10 protein-coding genes are annotated in these 18,815 nt (G+C 38.1%); 1 reads left to right on the top strand and 9 read right to left on the bottom strand.

Annotated features, from left to right (window positions below):
* Nucleotides 1–55: 55 nt before the first annotated feature.
* From CH362_RS11925 to CH362_RS11900, 6 genes are all read right to left on the bottom strand, one after another.
* Complete coding sequence (locus CH362_RS11925; protein ID WP_100710556.1) at nucleotides 56–1,312, bottom strand: chloride channel protein; 1,257 nt, start codon at nucleotides 1,310–1,312, stop codon at nucleotides 56–58.
* Between the two features lie 21 nt (nucleotides 1,313–1,333).
* Complete coding sequence (purM, locus tag CH362_RS11920; protein ID WP_100710555.1) at nucleotides 1,334–2,371, bottom strand: phosphoribosylformylglycinamidine cyclo-ligase; 1,038 nt, start codon at nucleotides 2,369–2,371, stop codon at nucleotides 1,334–1,336.
* Between the two features lie 53 nt (nucleotides 2,372–2,424).
* Nucleotides 2,425–3,036, bottom strand: a complete 612-nt coding sequence (lsa19, locus tag CH362_RS11915; protein WP_100710554.1) for an adhesin Lsa19 — start codon at nucleotides 3,034–3,036, stop codon at nucleotides 2,425–2,427.
* A gap of 77 nt (nucleotides 3,037–3,113) precedes the next feature.
* Complete coding sequence (gene murI, locus CH362_RS11910) at nucleotides 3,114–3,887, bottom strand: glutamate racemase (RefSeq protein ID WP_100710553.1); 774 nt, start codon at nucleotides 3,885–3,887, stop codon at nucleotides 3,114–3,116.
* A 3-nt stretch (nucleotides 3,888–3,890) separates the two neighbouring features.
* Nucleotides 3,891–5,195: a pyridoxal phosphate-dependent aminotransferase gene (locus tag CH362_RS11905; protein WP_100710552.1), complete on the bottom strand. Its 1,305-nt coding sequence runs from the start codon at nucleotides 5,193–5,195 to the stop codon at nucleotides 3,891–3,893.
* Nucleotides 5,196–5,220: 25 nt separating this feature from the next.
* Entirely contained in the window at nucleotides 5,221–6,321 is a 1,101-nt protein-coding gene (locus CH362_RS11900; RefSeq protein ID WP_100710551.1) for a S1C family serine protease, read from the bottom strand.
* On the opposite strand from CH362_RS11900, the gene CH362_RS11895 reads away from it, so the two are divergent.
* Nucleotides 6,320–7,396 carry an aminopeptidase gene (locus CH362_RS11895; protein ID WP_100710550.1) on the top strand — a complete coding sequence of 359 codons (1,077 nt, stop codon included), beginning with the start codon at nucleotides 6,320–6,322 and terminating at the stop codon, nucleotides 7,394–7,396. The two genes, CH362_RS11900 and CH362_RS11895, sit on opposite strands and share 2 nt — an antisense overlap.
* Nucleotides 7,397–7,556: 160 nt before the next feature.
* On the opposite strand, the gene CH362_RS11890 is transcribed toward CH362_RS11895, so the two are convergent.
* The 3 genes from CH362_RS11890 to CH362_RS11880 are packed head-to-tail and all read right to left on the bottom strand — an operon-like array spanning nucleotide 7,557 to nucleotide 18,809.
* Nucleotides 7,557–15,149, bottom strand: coding sequence for a PD40 domain-containing protein (locus CH362_RS11890; RefSeq protein ID WP_100710549.1), 7,593 nt, complete (start codon nucleotides 15,147–15,149; stop codon nucleotides 7,557–7,559).
* A gap of 4 nt (nucleotides 15,150–15,153) precedes the next feature.
* Entirely contained in the window at nucleotides 15,154–15,777 is a 624-nt protein-coding gene (locus tag CH362_RS11885) for a DUF1318 domain-containing protein (RefSeq protein WP_100710548.1), read from the bottom strand.
* A 5-nt stretch (nucleotides 15,778–15,782) separates the two neighbouring features.
* Nucleotides 15,783–18,809, bottom strand: a complete 3,027-nt coding sequence (locus tag CH362_RS11880) for an LIC_11026 family protein (RefSeq protein WP_100710547.1) — start codon at nucleotides 18,807–18,809, stop codon at nucleotides 15,783–15,785.
* Between the last annotated feature and the right edge of the window lie 6 nt (nucleotides 18,810–18,815).

Genomic DNA, 18,815 nt, shown 5'->3' with positions numbered 1-18,815 from the left:
TCGATTTGCTGGAAATAGTCCAGGACAAAATCGACGTTATAGTCCGATCTAAAAATTAAACTGAATCCGCCTGAGAACTGATAAACGGCGCCTTAGGAGATAAGAAGTATCCGCTCAAAGAGGCAAATAATACAGGAGTGAAATTGGAAACTCCAGTTAAACCTGTAAGTAATATAGTAGTGCTAATAGGTGTTTTAGTTACTGATGCATTTACTGAAGCCATCAAACAAATCAGCAAAAAGGATTCATTCTCTGAAGGAAAGAAATCCATAAAAAATCGGCCAGCTACCGCTCCAACGAAGAATAACGGTATAATAATACCACCTCTCCAACCGCTGGAAACAGTGATATTGATCGCTAATATCTTTAATAAAGCAAGAGTTCCAAAAAAGATCCAATTCCCTTTTGTGACTACAATCTCATTTAACTGGTCATGACCAAAATAACGAGTGAGCGGTTCGTAATAAGCAATACAACCTAAGAGTAATCCGCCTATGGTTGTCTTTACAAAAATAGGAAGAGTTATTTTAGAGAAAGAAAATTTAGTAATTCTGAATATTCCATAAAAGATCCATCCTACGATCGCCCCGGCCATTCCGAATCCGATCGCATATTGAAAATCTTCTATTCCACCCGGAACATATTGTGGGAATTCCCAAGTGGGTCCGATTCCTATATCAGTCATAAATAGGAATACGAAATAAGCACTACAACTGGAGAGGAATGCAGGTAATAATGCCTCGTAATATTCTACCACATGTCTATGTTGTAGGATTTCCAACGCGAATAGAGCTCCACCTAGAGGAGAGCCGAATAAAGAAGTAAATCCTGCGGCCATTCCTGCGATGGTCATGGATCTGAGCTCTTCTCCTTCTAATCCTATCTTTTCAGCAAACCAGCTTCCAAAAGATCCTGTGATCTGAACAAGAGGGGCCTCAGGTCCTGCGCTTCCTCCAGAAGAAATACTAAGCAAAGAAGACAAACTCATAGAAGGGTTATTTTTAGGGTCGAGCTTTCCTCCCCTAAAACGAATATTATCAATTACTAATGAGATTTCTCCCGGTTCTCCCAGGAAATAAATGAGAAGTCCTATGCCCAAACCGGATAAGGTCATGATCAGAATGATCGAATTTCCCTGGAAGCCTGCTAAAAGTTTGGTGAGATATTCCAACGCCTTCCAAAATAATGCAGAGAATAATCCTGCAAATAATCCAAGGAGTACGTATAAAATACTCCATCTAGAAAGCATGAATGGATTCTTTTTAGATAAGATAAAAATTGGATTTTTTAAAAGAGTTTGGATCCGATCCATATATCTGCCGGTTTGAAAAGTTCAGACAAAAAGAACAGACTCTTTATTTTTCGAAGTGATTACTCCGATTTTATGGACCAGTTCTCCTTTTTCTTCCAGAGCAGCAGTTGCATCTGCTACTGACTCTGGAGAAACGATGACTATGTATCCGATTCCCATATTAAAAGTGGAATACAATTCCTTTTCAGTTAAAGAAGGAAAATCTTTCTGCACTCGGGTAAAGAATGGATTCTCAGGAAGATTTTCTCTTTTGATCTCAATAGCCAAAGAATCAGAAAGCACTCTAGGAATGTTTTCGTAAAAACCTCCTCCAGTGATATGTACCATTCCTTTTACTTCAACCTTCTTGGTGAGATTTAGTATACTCTGGACATAGATCCTTGTAGGACGAAGTGCAAATTCTTTTAAGAAACCGACTAACTCTGGATCTGCGGGAAGTTTTCTTCCCCCCTCTAAATACAATTTACGAATAAGAGAAAATCCATTGCTATGAGGACCGGAAGATTCTAAACCTAAAACGATATCTCCAGGTTTTATCTTGGATCCATCTATTAAGTCTTCCTTTTCTACTGCGCCCACTACGAATCCGCCTAAATCGTATTCATCTGGATCCATTGTGCCAGGATGTTCTGCAGTTTCTCCACCGAGTAACGCAGCTCCGGAAAGTTTACAACCTTTTACGATACCCGCAACGATCCTTTCCATTCTTTCAGGGATCAATTTACCGCAGGCAATATAATCTAAGAAGAATAAAGGCTCTCCACCGGAGACAAGAATATCATTCACACACATAGCAACTAAGTCTATGCCGATTGTATCATGGATATTGAATAAACGAGCGAGCTCTACCTTGGTCCCTACACCATCGGTACCGCTGAGTAATATTGGGTTTTTATAATTTTTGAGGAAGGAAACGTCGAAGGCGCCTGAAAATCCTCCAAGCCCGCCTAAAACTCTGGGACCATGGGTGGATTCTACGTTTTGTTTGATCTTTTTGACGAATTCTTGGCCGGCTTCTGTATCGACTCCGGCGGATTTATAACTGATTTCTTCTTGCATGGACCCGCTCCAGAACAGAATTCCCGGATCGGGTCTAATGCCCAGAAAAAAAGCTATTTCATTTGATCGATTTGTTCCATTGCGGAGAGCTCACCCGCAGCTGCAGGGCGAACTTTTAGAGCCTTGATCCCAGGGCCTAAGTCCACTGCTTCTCCTGCTTTTACTAAAACTCGGGCCTCGTCGTCTTTTCTGGTAATTTGAACACTACCTTCGCGAACTGCAAATGTTCCAGTTTCATTAGCTGGATTCACTTGTCCCCAGAATTGGGTCCCTCTAACAGCAGCTACTACGGTAGGAGTGTCGATTGAGATGGATTCGTTCTTTTTCAGTTTGGCGACTTTTACTAAAATATTGCCTGAGTTGACCTTAATATAATTTTGATCCGCTCTCAATGCAGCGATAGAAGCCTCGGAACCACCTAAGAGTCGAACTGTCCCTAAAGTAGTGGTTAGATCTAAGGTTGCATCCTTGTCCGTTTTTACAATTTCAGATTCAATAACACGATCGGTTGCCTTCAGGACAGAGCCCGCTTTTTCCGCAGTAGCTTTTCCTACGATGAAGGAGACGATTGCATCCGTAGTTTCTTCTTCTTTAGGTTTGCAGAAGAAGAATAGGGTCGGAATGAGTAGGATCGTAACTAGCTTTGAGATGGATATAGAGTTCATACGGATTCATAAAGCTAATACAAAGTGCCTAGACCGGGAACCAAAAAAATACTCTTTAGGAAAAAAATTTCCACCTGTTATGGGGATACTTTTTGTAATAACTGAGAGGCCAGACCTTCCGTTTCTTTTAGGTTATTAGGGGAAGAAAAGAACAGATTATAATTTGGGTGCCCTTGTTTCTCATCCAAATGAAGAGATCTGACTAAATGGCGGACGGTTCCCTGGTTCCCATCATGAAAAATTGCCTCTGGATAAAGGTCTTTTATTTCGTTTTTTAAGAATACGTAATGTGTGCATCCCAATACAAGAGCACGAATTCCTTGTTCTTGCGGGATTTTTAATATGTTTTTAAGAAGAAGTTTGGCTTCTTCCCATTTTCCATGATCCACGAGCGTTGCAAGACCATCACAATTTAGGTGAACTACTCTTTCGGATGCACCTAATTCGGATTTTAAGTCCTGTAATTTCTCTTCTCTATGAGTAACTGAAGTAGCGAGTAACGCAATTTTTTCTCCAGGGTGTGCGAGAAGAGCCGGTTTGATTGCAGGTTCCATACCGAATACAGGTACGGACAGTTCTTCCCTTAATTTAGAGGCGGAAGCAGAGGTTGCAGTATTACATGCGAGAAGGATTGCATCTACTTCTTCTTTTAAGAAAAAATTACATACATTGCGAGTGAGTTCCAAAACTTCGGAGGTCTTCTTCTCCCCATAAGGAGCGTGCGCAAGATCTCCATAATAAAGAAAATTTGCAGAATATGGAAGATCCAAGAGTTCCTTTAGAACGGAAAGTCCTCCCATTCCGGAATCCATTACTCCGATCTTAGGAACTCTTTCTTTATTGTTTATCATATCCTAAGCGGAAGCTGTATAGTCCTCTATACTCTTTCTCAAAGTATTATAGATCCAACGGAATTTTTCCTCATCTTCTTCCAGAAGAGTGACCCTAAAACCATCTCTATCTGTACAGAAAGAAGAAAGTGGAACCACACAAATCCCAGTAGAAGCCAGGAGATAATACACAAATCTACGATCCGGAGCACAATTCCCGAGAAGAGGACGGATAAACTCTTCTGCCTTTGGATTAGAGATAGGAAGAGTCATCTTATCTCCCAAAATTCCCTTATCAAATGCAACTGTAAGATAGAATGCACCTTTAGGTTCTACTACAGTAACACCTTTGAGCCCTTTAAAAGACTCAGTTGCAAGTTTCGCCTTCTTCTTAAACTTCTCATTTCTTTCTTTTAAGTGGGGAAGAAACTGAGGATGTGAATATACTTCTGGAATTGCCATCTGAGGAAGAGTAGTAGAACATACCTCTAACATCTTTGCATCCAAAAGAGATTTTGCATAACGTGCAAAAACTGGATCCTTGTCTTTATTAAAGATCTCCAACCAACCACATCTTCCGCCAGGCCAAGGAAATTCCTTAGATACGGAACGAAGAGCCATTCCAGGCACCTTGTTCCCGATCACTTCTGAAAGATGAATAGTTCCAGTTTCGGAGTAATTCACATGAGCGTATGTTTCGTCGCAGATAAGCATTACATCATATTTTTCTGCGATCTTTACGATCTCACGCATTACATTTTTATCATATACTGCGCCGGTCGGATTGTCCGGATTGATCAGAAGGATACCAGCAATCGAGTCATTGTATTTGACCTTATTCTCAATATCTTCCAGATCAGGCATCCAACCCTGTTCAGGATTTAAGTTATAAGTCATATGCTCATAACCGGAGTGAGCTGCTTCCGCAGAAGAAAGGGTAGAATAAGCAGGACTCGGTCCTATAACTCGAGCCTCTCTTCTTAAAAATCCAAAAATTTTAGCGACCGCGTCACCAAGTCCGTTGAAGAATAAAATATCTTCGGCGGTAATTTGGGCTCCGCCTCTTTCGTTCACTTTATCTGCTAAAAAATTTCTGGTCTTCTCAAATCCTTGTGTAGCCGTATAGGCCCAGGACTTGTCTTCGAGGATCAGATCAGATACGATTTTTTTCATCCAAGGAGCGACCTTCTCTCCTTTTTGGATGGGGTCCCCGATATTCTCGTACGTAATCGGAACTCCAAGAGCTTCTAACTTTTTAGCGACTCCTACGATCTGACGGATCTCGTAAATGAGAGCATCAGCACCGCTGTGAACGATATTTCTTCTCATGTCTAGCCTTATGATTTTAGAAAAATTATTTCTGTATCAATCTAACGGTCAGTTCTTGCAGGGATTTTTCCCTGTAGATCCTAAGTTTTAACCTGCCGCCTAATCCTACTATTCCGACCTGTTCCCTCAGATCATTAATATTTTTAACTTGGACTCCGTTTGCTTCCATAATGAAGTCATATCGTTTCAAACCGGAACTTTCCGCGGAAGAACCTGAATCCATATCATAAACCAGAACTCCTTTCCAATCTGCGGGAATTCCAAGAGCTCTCCTATGATCCGGAAGTGGGACAGTCGCCATCACACCCAGAGTTGCAGGTCGGATAATTCTGCCCTTATTCTCTTCGATGAGCTGGATTATCTTTTTGGCATAATTCATCGGGATAGCAAAACCGATGCCGGTGTTCCTACCAGAGTCACTACGGATCAAACGATTGATCCCGATTACTTCTCCGTAAATGTTTAGAAGTGGTCCACCACTAGAACCAGGGTTGATCATACTGTCTGTTTGGATATGGGTCTGACCAGTCTCATCCAAATCTTCTCTATATTTTGCAGAAACTACACCAACTGAAAAAGATCTTTCTAAACCAAAGGGAGAGCCGATTGCTATCGCCCAATCCCCCACTTCTATCTTATCAGAATCACCAAAGGAAACAGGTTTGAGTCCACTACCCTCTTTGATTTTAAGAAGAGCAATATCCGCTCTTTCATGACTTCCCACAAATTTAGCTGGGAAAACACTACCATCGGAAGCAATTACTTCTATACTTTCCGCGTCAGAGATAACGTGAAAATTTGTGACAACATATCCTTTTTCGTGGATTAAAAATCCACTTCCGAAAGAGGAAAGTTTTTCGGTACGGTAATCAAAATATTGGTAAGGACTTGTGATCGCTTCTGTTTTTTTAGTCCGGATAGAAACTACAGAATCCTTGGAAGAATTATAAACATTCCGAAAAGCATTCTGCAATTGGATCCCGGCCCTTTGGTCAGAATAACCGAGTGGTTTGCCACCTCGGAAAAAGGAGGACAAACCTCCTTCTCCCGGAAGAATGAGGACGAATAGGAATAAAACCAAAAGTCCGATATTGATCCAAACGATTTTAGGAAGACGAATATTCATGCAATCAGACTCAACCCACCTTCTACCTAATGGAAAGAATCGTCGACTCAGATTCTTTTCCGGGATACCCGTTTTGTTTTTTCTATTCTTTTCCGGCCAAGGATGTGTCTCTTATCTCTATCATCTTGGAAAAGAACAGGCAAAGATACTTCTACAAAGAAAAGCGATCCCAGAAGTTTTAGCAGATCCTGAAATACCTGAAACCACAAAAACAAAATTAAAAGAAGTGGAGAAGATCAGAGAATTCGGAATCCAAGAATTGGCACTCTCACCCGAAGGCGGATTCAAAAGTTTTGTTCAATTGGACAGGCCTGCAATCGGTTGGCATGTGAGTGCTTGCCATCCACTTAAATTTGAATCCTATACTTGGTGGTTTCCGATTGCGGGAACGGTCCCATACAAAGGATATTTCTCATTAGAAAAAGCGAAAGAAGAAGAACAATCTTTGAAAGATCAAGGGTTCGATACAAGAATTCGGATCACTGCGGGATATTCTACTTTAGGATGGTTCGAAGATCCATTATTCTCTTCTCAACTTTATGAAGATCCAGGAGACTTAGCCTCCATAGTCATTCACGAAATGGCACATGCCACAGTATATTTCCCAGGAGATACTTTATTTAACGAAAGTTATGCGAGTTTTGTAGAAGACGCAGGCTCAGATGAATATGTATTTAAGATCGGTGGCCCAAAACTATTAGAAGAAAGAAAAAAATCAGAAGAAGAAACAAAACTTTATAAAAATATAATTATAGAAACTGCAAATTTACTTAAGGCCGCTTATTCAGAAGGTAGCGCAGAGGATATCGTTCGAGCTAAAAAAATAGAGATCATTTCAAATTTTCGTAAAAAGATTCTACAAACGAAATGGACTAAGATCAATTCTAAAAAACTTGCCGAAAGAGATTGGAATAATGAAGACTTTATCGGAATGCTTAGATATAATTCTGGGACTTCCTATTTCAGAAAAAGATTCTTAGAAGTAGGAAAAGATTTTTCTAAATTCCACGATGAGATGAGAAAACTAAAGGAGAAAAGCGCAGAGGAAAGGAAGGCGTTATTAGAGGAGAAGTGAGAAAGCTGATGTTGGAATTCCAACAAGATTAGGACGTAAAATTTAGTTGTGGAGATGAGGATTTTGTGATATAGGCGAATGAGCTCTCCCACGAGCCACTCCCCCCACCCGAACCAGGGAGGGGGCGATCCTCATACCCATGTTGGAACTCCAACATTCTTTATTCCTTCGAAACAAATGAAGTCGTAAACAATCGATAGCCGTTCCAATATTTATCCACTGGATACACTTCTCTCATAGTATTCATAGTTTTTAAAAAACGATTCCGAAGAGAAGTTTTAGAGTCCTCTTTGCGTGAAGTGACCTCTTTTAAAAATTTTGAATTATGAGTATCTGTTTGGAATCCAAGATTTACAATCCCAGGACCTTTCCAAAATTTTCCCAAGTAATATAATGAATCTTTTAAATTCAAAGAAGCATTTCCGAAACCTTCTAAGAAAGAAGAAGCCAATATCCAAACTCCTTGCAAAGTTCCAGGTTCTACTTCAGAAACAGATTTATTTCCAAACAAAATCCCCTTCTCTCTATCTTCCACCAAAGGGATCCGGACCACATGAAATGGAGTGACCGTAGGATTTCCCTTAGGAGAAAGTTCTAAATTTTCTAATTGAACTAACTGAGAATACCAGTCGGGAGAATTTGAATCATCCTTAGTGACAATCCCGAACCCGTCCCAAAATTCTTCCTTCTCTTTATGCACTGGGTTTTTCAGCAAAGTTTCCGGATCTGCCACATAATAGATCTCTTCATCCGACTTAGGCAAAATTGGGGCCAAAAAATGATAAGAAGAAAGATACAAATACGTGGTCTTATTTTTAGAAGGACGAATATTCTGACGGATCTCCGTCTCCAAAGCTTCTCGGAGTAATACCTCAGCTCCACCTTTGTCGGCTTCTTCATTGTATTTATAAATAGAAGCTCTTAACTTTCGATTATCCTTGAATGCAAGGTCGCCCTTGGACTTACCTTTTGTAAATTTGATATAGAAAGTTTTTAAACCCAAATCCATCAAAGCCAAGAACTCTTGGTTCTCAGGGATTTTCTCTTCTATCGCGAAAGAAACCTTATTAAAATTAGGAAGATCAGAATAAGAAACTGAACGACCAAATAAAGCAGAACGAACTGCCGAAACTTTATCCTTGATCAATCCTAAATCGAAAAACGTCTCTGAATCATTTTGTTTAAAGGAAAGAGTCTGCAAATATGTTATAAAATCGTTAAGCTCTCTTCTTTCTGCAGAGCTAAACTTTTTCCTTTTTCTATGTTTAACAAAACGATTTGCCAATTCCACAAATTCGGAAGACTTTTTAGTAGAAGCATTTTCGTATTCTGATAAATAGTCAGAAAAATCGGACTCCGATATCTTACCCGGTTTTTTACCTTCTAAATAAGAAATTTTAGAATTTAAAAATTCAATTTCAGAAGAATAGAGCTCGTCAGAAATTCCTTTCGATTTAGAGATCCAATACTTCGCTTTATCATAATCTCCTCTGGAAAGATAAGCTTTCGAAAACTCCAACGTGATCCTTGCTTGCCTTGGAAAATTTTTCTTAAAATTTTCGAGATCCACAAAAGAATTCAAAAATTCTTCCATTTCCTTTCCGGTTTCTTCTGGCAGAGAATAACGTAGGAGATCCAACACAGAAGATCTAGATTCAGTATCCAATGTTTGGAACAAAGTTTTGGAAGAACTATGGATCTCAGAATATAAAGTAAGAGGAGAAATCCTATGCCCAAACTTTTTACGATTTTCTAAAAATGCCAAATGTCTTGGATAATTCCTCTCTTGGAGATCCAATTCAATTTGATTGGAATTTTCGGACCAATCATCCTCTTCTTCTAATAGAGCTTTTTCTTTTCGGATCCGAGCTTCCATCTTCTTCCACGTTTCCAAATCTGGACCAGAAGAGATGAATTGTTTCGCAAGCCCAAGTTGAGAAGAAGCCAAATCCGGATAATAAGCTTCCAAAGCTAGATTAGAAAGTTTTAATCTAAATAAGAATGGATCATATCTATCTGCAGAAATATTAGAACCCAGAGAAGTTCCTGGAAATTTTCCTTCCTTTAAAGCAAATATTCCATTCAAAATTTCATTCTTAGCTTCTGGAAGAGGGATCTCTCCACAATCCTTATATTCTGTTTCCAATAATCTAGACAAACATAGATTCAGCCCCAGTTCTTTCTGAGAATTCAGATCTCGATTTTCATAACGTAATGAGAAAATTTTTCCCAAAGAAAAATCAGGTTTTGATCTTTGATAGGCTCTTAACAGGTCCGATTCAATTTTGAGAGCCAAATTAGAATTAGGTTCCGCATAAGAACGGGCTTTATGCAAATCGGAAAACACTTCTGAAGAATCTGAAATTCTTTCGTCTTTCCTAGACTTAGCAAAAAGTTTTTCTGCTTCTCCATTTCTATTTCCGGATCTCTCAAGAAGTTTTCCGAAACGGATTGCAGAATTAGATGTTTTTCCCGAAAAAATTTCTTCCAGAGATTCTTTTACACAAGTTTCTCCAGGGCAGATATACATTAAATTTACACCTGAACCGGAAAGTCCAGTGTATGCTTTCAAGATCTGGCGCCAGCTTGGCTTTTCAGAATAAGTAAATATAACTGCGCCTAATCTATGCTCTCTGGAAAAAATTTCTCTGAGTTCGAGAGTATCCTTTTTTCTTTCTCCAAAGGCAGAATCTCCTTTTACATCTGGAAAGGAACTTACTAATATATCAGTATCTTCTAATATATCCGTCCAAGAATCAGAATCTATCCTTCTATAATTCCATCCACCAATAGGTAAAAAAGAAGAAATCACTTTTGGAGCCCTTTCCTCTCTGCTGGAAACAGAAGAAGAAAGTTTAAATCTGATCTCCGAAATTTGAGATCCTAATTTTTCACCAATCGATGTATTTCCAGGATCTATAACAAGATTACGACCAGAATTTTCAAAATTAGATTTAATCCAAGTTTCTGCTTTGGATTCGCTCTCAAAGTTTAGAAATTTGATAGAAGTAGAATTTCTAATTTTGGCAAATACATCACCCCTGGATTCTAATAAACGGATTTCAGTTTCATTCTGTTTTAAAACGTCATCAGAAAAAGATCCAAAAGGATCCAAGAAAGCCGCCTTTTTAGGAAGTTTGGATCGTAACACTTCTAAAGATTTAGAAACTTGCACCCCTGCTTGAGAAAGTATAAACTCTTCTTTTTTTATATCCCCCCTCGTTTCTAAGGCGTTCTGGTATTTAAAATAAGTGTTTTTATAGTTTTTCCAATCTAATTCAAATTTTACGTATTCAGTCCTTGCTTCCCTAAATTCCCAATTGCCTTTCTGAAAATTACGGAAATTCAATAATCTTTGCAATCGTATCCAATCATTAAATGCGTTATTTGTATTCCCAGAATCAAGCTCAGCTCTCATCTTCGTTTCGTATAAGTCACGCAGCAGAAAACTTTTGTTGTCTGAGATTAGATGAAATTGTTTTTTAAGAAGTTCCTCTGCTTTGGATAATTTTACCTTTGCTTTATCTGGCTTTTTCGAAATTAGATCCAGTCTTGCTTGCAAAACCCAGGTTTGGATCAATTCCGCTCCGAAATAGAAAACATTTGCCATTTCTTCTGCAGCCTTTAAACATTCTTCTGCTTTTTCCAAATCACCTAATCTATAAAATACGCTAGCTCTACTTAAAAAATGAAGGACTCTCTCTTTTCTTGGAAATGGATCTTTGGAAAGTCCAACAATCTCTTTAGGTAATCCGGAAGGAGTTTCAAGCAAAGAAGAAGAGATCCCTAATTTTTCGAAACCTTCTAACCATTCGCCTTTTTTAAAATTTTCCTCTCCTGAATAATAAAGAACTGTCGCTTTCAATATATCAAAATCATAATATTGTTTATAGAATGTTTCAGAACATACGGAATTTCCTTCTACCAGATCTTCTGACCAAGAAGAAAGACAGTTTTCCATAGATCCTCTTTTGAATCTTTCCAGTTCTTCCAAGGCATTATTTAATTCTTCTGAATATCCGGTTTTATCTCTTTTGTCGGAGGCTTCTATAGAAGCGAATAATGAATATAAGTATCTTTTAAAGCTACCTGTGGATCTTCCCGAGAGGTTCGCAGAATCTTTTAGAAATTCATTCTCTTCTAAAAATGCTGATTTGGCTTTTTCGAATTCGTTTCTTTTATACTGAAAAAAACCAAAGTCTCCATAGGATTGAGATTGGACTAATTGTCCTGCTAATGTTTTCTTTAATCCTTTTTTACTTACATATTCCAATCGCCGGTCTGTTTCTTCAGCGGCCAAACGATAGTTTTGTTCTAATACAAGATTATTTACTCTTATTCCTGAAGATAATAATGGTTGGAACACTGGAGGGATTGCTTCCGGAAATCTACCTGATCCAGAAATACGAACTGAATCAGGAAGAACTGTTTCAAAGACAAAATCCCAAATAGAGTCCCAGACGGATTCCCAAAATTTCGGACTCACCTTCTTTGGTAACCAAAGAGTTGTCCGAGAAGAAGCTAATATCTCCGCCTCTTTTAAATTTTCTTCGGACTTGGAAATATAACCTAACTTTTGATAAGAAATCGCTAATGCATTTCTGATATTGATTGGATCCACTAATCGAGAAGGTTCATTTAATTCCAATGCTTCTGTCAGATACGGAAGAGCCTGCGCATATTCTCCCAATTCCATATGAGACAAGCCAGTCAAAGTCCTAAGTAAAGTTAATTTCTCTCTATAACTTTGTAGGTTTTTGGCGTAATCGGTCCCAGAGTATAATTGTAAAAATTCGTTCTTAGAATATATATCAGATGCATTCTTTAATTTTCGGACTGCATCTCCATACTTGGACATGTACATAGAAGCGCGAGCAGAGTTAAATAAGAAGACCGCCTTCTGTCTATAATCCTCAAATTGCGCCTTGGATATTATGTAATTCGAATAGGATTCTACTAAAGAATATTGTTCATCCGCTTTAGGGTAGTTCTTGAGTAAAAAATAATTATTACCCAAATTCAATCTGAGATCGGAGAGAGCTTTTTTATTTTGGAAATTTTCTCCAAGTAATTCTAAGATCTGGCTATATAATTCTATATTCTCTTCGAAGTTTTTCTCAGGAAAATACTTAGCATATTCGTCCTTATACTTATCCTCGTCAGCCGGCTCCTTATCGCTTGGTTTTCTGGACTTCATAATGTCCACATATTGGTACAACCAACCTAAAAGTTGGTATGCATCATGATATGTTGGATCTGCGAATATGATCCATCTTAACTCATATTCTGCCTGTTTAAAATCCCTAAGAGCCGCCTCTTTTTTGATACGGTCCATTGTCCCGGAATTATAATAAAATGTTTCGCGGATCACAGAACGATTGATTAAGTAATAAGCATATCCGTATAATGTAGCGAGGTCCAAGAAGGCCCGAGCTCTTGGTAAAATCTTTTCCTTCTCAAAATATTGGTCTATATAGACCAACCCTTCTTTCTTATCCAACGGATCGAATTCAAGAGGGTTCAAATTCCCTAAAATGCCTGAGGCATTCTTTTCACTAATAGATCTGGCCAATTTGAAAGAAGTATCCACCATTAACTTTTGATAATAGATGGCGTAATCCTTATACACAGTATCCTGAAAGAGACTTTTACTCTTTGCCAGGAACATATTCTCAGTATTATAAAAATAATGTAGAGACGCTTGGAAGAAGTCAGTTCTATTCTCATAATTTCGAGCTAAATTCTCAAAATAGATAAAAAACCTTTCCATTTCTTTATCAGAGATATCTACCCCTGAATCATGATCATAATTTTCTAAAAATGTACGAAGGGACTCCAAAGAATATCGAACACTTCCGAGGCCTTTAAAGTTAGAAGATCTTAATAAATGGATTTTTAGAAAGAGCGGATCTTTAGGAGTAATTTCTTTCAATAGGGGCTCTAAGAGAGAATTACTTTCTGCAAAGGAACCTTGCCCAGAGAGTCCGGCGGCTTTTGTATACATTAAAAATCTATGTAATACGGGAGAGCGTTCCTTAATCTTATTAGCAGATTCTATCTTTTCAGAGAGGGAAATTTTTTCAGAGTCTGACTTTCCAGCCAAGATCTGTTCTTCGAAAAGTCCATATAAATTCCTAAGATCAATTGTCTTGGATTCAGATTCATTTGCTGCTTGCAATAATGTAGAAGGAATAGTCCAGTCCTTCTTCTTTGCTTCCCTAAGTTGCAGAGCGCCTATATTTCTTAAAATTTCATGAATATTATAATACCCCGGAAATCGAGTTACCAATTCTTGTTTTGAATTGAGCGAAGCTTCTATCTTACCGGATCTTTCTTCCAAATTTCCGATTTCTTCTAAGATCGCGCCGGCCACCTGTGCATCCGCATGATTTCGAATATTAGAAAAATATTCTTTGATCTCAGAGATCCCCTTGTTTTCGGATTCTAAGTAGAATACATAGGCAAATCCCCATTTAGGATCCAAACGAGAAGCACCCATCTCCTTTTTGATCTCTGATGTTTTTCCAGACTTCTTATAGAGTGAATATTTTTCGTTTAAAACTTTTGCCCTAAAAATAGGATAGAGAGGGTCTTCCTTATAATATAACTCCAAGGAATCTAATGCCAATAGATAATCATCCAAGGATTGTTTTTTACCATATTCTTTGGCTAACTCAAACTGAGCAGAAATATTAGAAGCTTTTGGAATGGATCCACTTAAAGGAAGGAAATAGATATTTAAGGTTCCATAATAGGATGCAGTGAATAAGATACTTCCTCCATTAAAGGAAGAATACTTTGTATCAAATAGAGAAAAATTCCCAGAAGTAAGTCTCCTCTCCTTCATATCAGAAAGATCCAACCGGATGATCAGACTATTATCTCTCTCGTCTAATTTTCTGTTTCCATCAGAATCGGAACGAATGGATGTATAGAATAAATATCTTCCGTCAGGAGATAAGCTAGGAGAAAAATCCAAATAAGGATCGTTAGTCAGTCTTTTCGACTTTCGAGTTGCCAAATCTAAAGAATAGATTTCCCCTTCTCTGGAATCTGCATAAGAAAGATATACGATTGTATTTCCGTCTTGCGACCAATATGGATTTACTGCACCGGATTGAGTGAGTAAAATCGGTTTTTCTTTTCCCTCAGTATCCCATAAGATCAGATTTGGAGTCCCTGGAGTTAGACGATCCGAAGAAAATAATAAAACTCTGCTATCCTTTCCCCAAATAGGGTCAGAATCCGAAAATTTATCCGACTTTTGGATATCTGAATATTCTGGATTTGTAATGAATTCAAAGTCTTCGCTTAAAAATCTTTTTCCTTCTAAGATTTTTCTGGCCCAGATCTCAGGCTCTATCTCCAAAAGAACTATATCTCCGGCTGTATCATATTGTTCTGATACGAATGCTAATTTTTTACCGTCTGGGCTAATCGCAGGCTTGTATTCAGAAGAAGGATGTTCTGTAATTGGAACTACTATAGAACTTTTGAGATCTCTAAACCAGATATCATAATTTCCTTTTTGTCCTGTAGTATAAAAAAGATATCTTCCATCCTTTGTGGTGGAATTATAGAGGTTATTCCCTCTTTGTACAGTCAAAGGAAACGGTTTGTCATTTTCAGGATTGAAATAGTTTTTAGAGATAGGGCCATAATCGAATTCAATCGGCCTTACCCTTTGCGCGGGAATAAAAACGAGGCAATTGCCAAATAGAACTAAGAAAAAAAATAAAACCCCTTGCTTCATTAGGTTATTCCTTCTTTTTCCAATTCCCGGCGGAAGCCTCGTAATATTCTCCTATATCCACAGATCGAAGCCAAGTAGTTTGGATACTTTCCTTGATAGAAACCTTTTCTTTTTCAGTAATAGTGCGATTTGGATCTGAGAATGCCTTCTTTAACTTTTCCTTAATTACGATATCTCTATTCTCGTTTATAAGTTTGATTAGATCATCTATACGAGACTTTTGTTTGGGATCTTGAGAAACCTTCTCTGCACCTGCTTCTCTGATTTTTGGATTCCATCTCACTTTTCCATCCACGCCTTCTGCAAGAACCCCTAGGCTTCTATATTCCCTCAGCTCTCTCGCTAAATAAGCCAGAATACGAAGTGCAATATAAAATTGGTTATCAGAAGTATTTCCAAATTCTTCTTTAATCAGATCTCTTTCCCAAATCTCGGAACCAGAAGAAGAAGTTTTAATAGAAGCAATAAGCCACCCGTCTTTTTCCAGATTTCGATCCTCTCCCAACATCTGTTTTTCTGCAGCAGTTTGGGTCTGAGTGAATGTGATCGGAGGAGCCTTGATCGGGCAATATACAAACAAAGGAAAGAATGCAGAAAGAATAATATAGGATTTTGGAATATTCTTCATAAGTTTTACTGATTAAAGGTTTCGATCTCGTTTTGGGCACGTTTTAGAAAATTCGCCAAAGGCATTCTCTGTTGAGATACCTGGTTATTTTCCAGCTGGATGATAGTTCCTAAAATGGAACGTTTGAATAGGATCACAGCGTATACCAAACCTTTGGATAATTCTAATTCTATCTTATCCACCGCATAACTTCCGTAGATAAAATCGGTGAGTATATTAGAAGGTGCAAAAATATTGATCGCACTTTTTCCAAAATCGTTCCCGATCTGATAGATACTAAAAAATAAATTTAAATTAGGAACTGGATCTCCCAGATTTCTTCCCCAAAGATTTAAGTCCGCTTTTACTTTTCCATCATCTATCTTAGGCTGAGTTTTAGCAGGAAGTAATTGTTTTAGATCTATATCCTTGACTCTCAAAGAAACTGAATATTCCATTTTTTCAGGATCACCGGAGCCAACGTTAACGATCATATCCTTACCCCAAATTTCCCCGTCCAGAGTATATACTTTGAGATAATCCATTCGTAAATAATTTTCTGAATATTCGAGGTTGGCAGAAAGCCCAGGAGAATCCGCTTTAGGCCTACTATATTCAAAAGGAGTTCCCTTTAGGGAAGGATGGTTTCCAATGATCTGTCGGATCGTAAAATTAGGAGCAGGCGTCCTGCCATAATTCATAACGAATTTTCTTTTATTTCCTTCGATCAGATTTTTGGTCTCTTTGACTGAGAGATCATGAGCAAATGGAACATCTGCATTCCATCCATCTATCCTATATAATTTGCAATCGTATCCAGGACAGAGGCCACTTTGCAAAAGTATATTAGAATTTTTAGATATTAAATTTCCTTGAACAAGACTTCCATACCAATTAAATTGGATCCCTGCTTCTCCCTGAAAGAAAAGTCCTTTAATAAGCCCAGATTCCTTAGGAGATAAAAGTTTTAATTCCCCTTTTAAGCTGGGAACAAATTCTCCCATAGAAGGAGAAGGTCCATTTTTAGATGCCTTCGTTAATTCTCCTCCTAATCCTAAATATAATTTTTTAGAGAATGCAGTTAATTCAAGTTTATCAATTTTGATCTTGGAGCTCGGACTTCCGATCATTTTTAGATCTAAAGAAAGTTTTCCGTCTCGGAGATTCATTCCAGGCAAATCTACTCCAAGACTTCCTTGGATATTTTGTCCATGATTCCCAAGTGAATAATAAAAATCTCCGTCTAGTCCTATCTTCTTACCTACTTGGTTTCTGATAGGGATTATTGTTTCTCGGAGAGATAATGGGAGAAGAGGAACAAGATGTTCTAAGTCTAGATCCAATCCCGCTTTTTTCAGATCTAATACAAATGGTTCTCCAAGTCCTATCCTTCCACCTGTATTCAATTTTGCGGCAGAGTTTCCTTCAGGAGAGAAGGCTTGTAGATTCAGATTTGATACTAATATTTCCTCTAAGCCCCATGCTTTTTTAGGAAAATGGAATATAGCTTTTAAACCACCTTCCAGATTTATATTTCCGGAGTTTCCTCTTCCTAATGGAAATCTAAAACCTCTAGCTCTTAATTTCAAACCTGCATCAAGTTCAGAAAAATCTTTTCCAAAAGCAGAAAGTTCAGCAGAAAATTTTCCAGAATATCCTGTTAGATAATCACCCAGCCCAAAATTATCCACTTTTAGATTTAGGTTTGGCCCTTCTGCCTGAGAATAATTTAGATTTCCTTCTAATAGAATTTCATTATAGATTACTTTCAGATTTTTGAATGTAAAAGATCTGATCCAAGGAAGAGGAATTTTCGGTCCTGGATCTTTTTCACTCTGGGGATCGATTCTAACATCCCAATCCAAATTGAATGTGGGTATTGAATGCCTTTTCTTCCCTACTCTGAAATCCAATCCATTACCGCGGACTTCTCCCAAAATCCTTAAATTATTCCAACCACCTTCCGCTAAAATTGGAGCAAGGCTTGCTTCTCCGCTCATGGAGATTGAATCAAATCCAAGGCTATGCAAAAAATCTGATAAAGGTGCGAGTCTTATCCTGGATTTTTGGATGGCGAGATTTACATTTCCGGAATCTGCTGCGAAGTCAGAAATTTTTCCACTTCCTTCTAACCAGGTATCCTCTCCAACTTTCCATTCTAAATTTTTAAGTAGGAGTTCCTTCTTTTCTGGAGAAACATCTATATCATATTTTAGTGAAAAACCAAAAGGTGCACTGACTCTGTTTGCAATCCGTATAGGTATTTTTTCGGAACCGAGGTCGAGCCTGGAATGGAAACCGGACTTGGAACCTTCTACCCTTTCCCAAACCAATGTACATCTAAATGGATGGTCGAGTCCCCCTGAAGAATCTTGGAATCTAAGTTTTATCTGATTCTCCGGATTCAACTTCACTTGGAATTCTTCGATCAGATCTAAAACTTTCAGATCGAATGGGATCCGAGTAAAACGATTCGTATCTAAAAGAAATCCAAGTTCTAATCCCTCAAGCCCTGCTGAATAAGACTTGGATCCATTTTCTGAATTTACTCTTACATTGATATCTTTCAGGTCCAATTCTAAGAATGCACTGACTGGAATATATGTACGGATCTCAGTAAGAGGTTCTGTTTTTTCGGTAGGAACTTCTTCTTTTTTGCTAGGAGGAAAAGCAGATGATATATTCCAAATGTTCCCCCTTTGTTGGAGGTCCAACTCTAATCCGTGTATGGAAATTTTGGAAATTTTCAATCTTCCAAAGATGATAAGAGGAAGATTATAGGAAACCCCCAGCTCTTTAGCGGTCATTACAGGTTTCTGACCCCAGTCGGTTGTAGGATATAATTTTACGTCAGTGAATCTGATTCCATAGAATGGAGAAAAACTTCTGACATTCGCCTCGAACTTTCCCGCGAAAACGGAAGAGGCAATTCTATCGACTAAGATTTGTCCTGTGATTGAGTTGAAAAGGAGATGATAGAAGAGAAAAATCCCCGCAATGATCCCAAGGCGGAGCTTTTTCTTTTTCAAATACTGTAATAACTCGGAAGCCAACCGAAA

It is taken from the genome of Leptospira saintgironsiae (assembly GCF_002811765.1).
GTDB classification, from domain to species: Bacteria; Spirochaetota; Leptospiria; order Leptospirales; family Leptospiraceae; genus Leptospira_B; species Leptospira_B saintgironsiae.
This window is presented reverse-complemented; position numbering and strand designations above follow the sequence as displayed.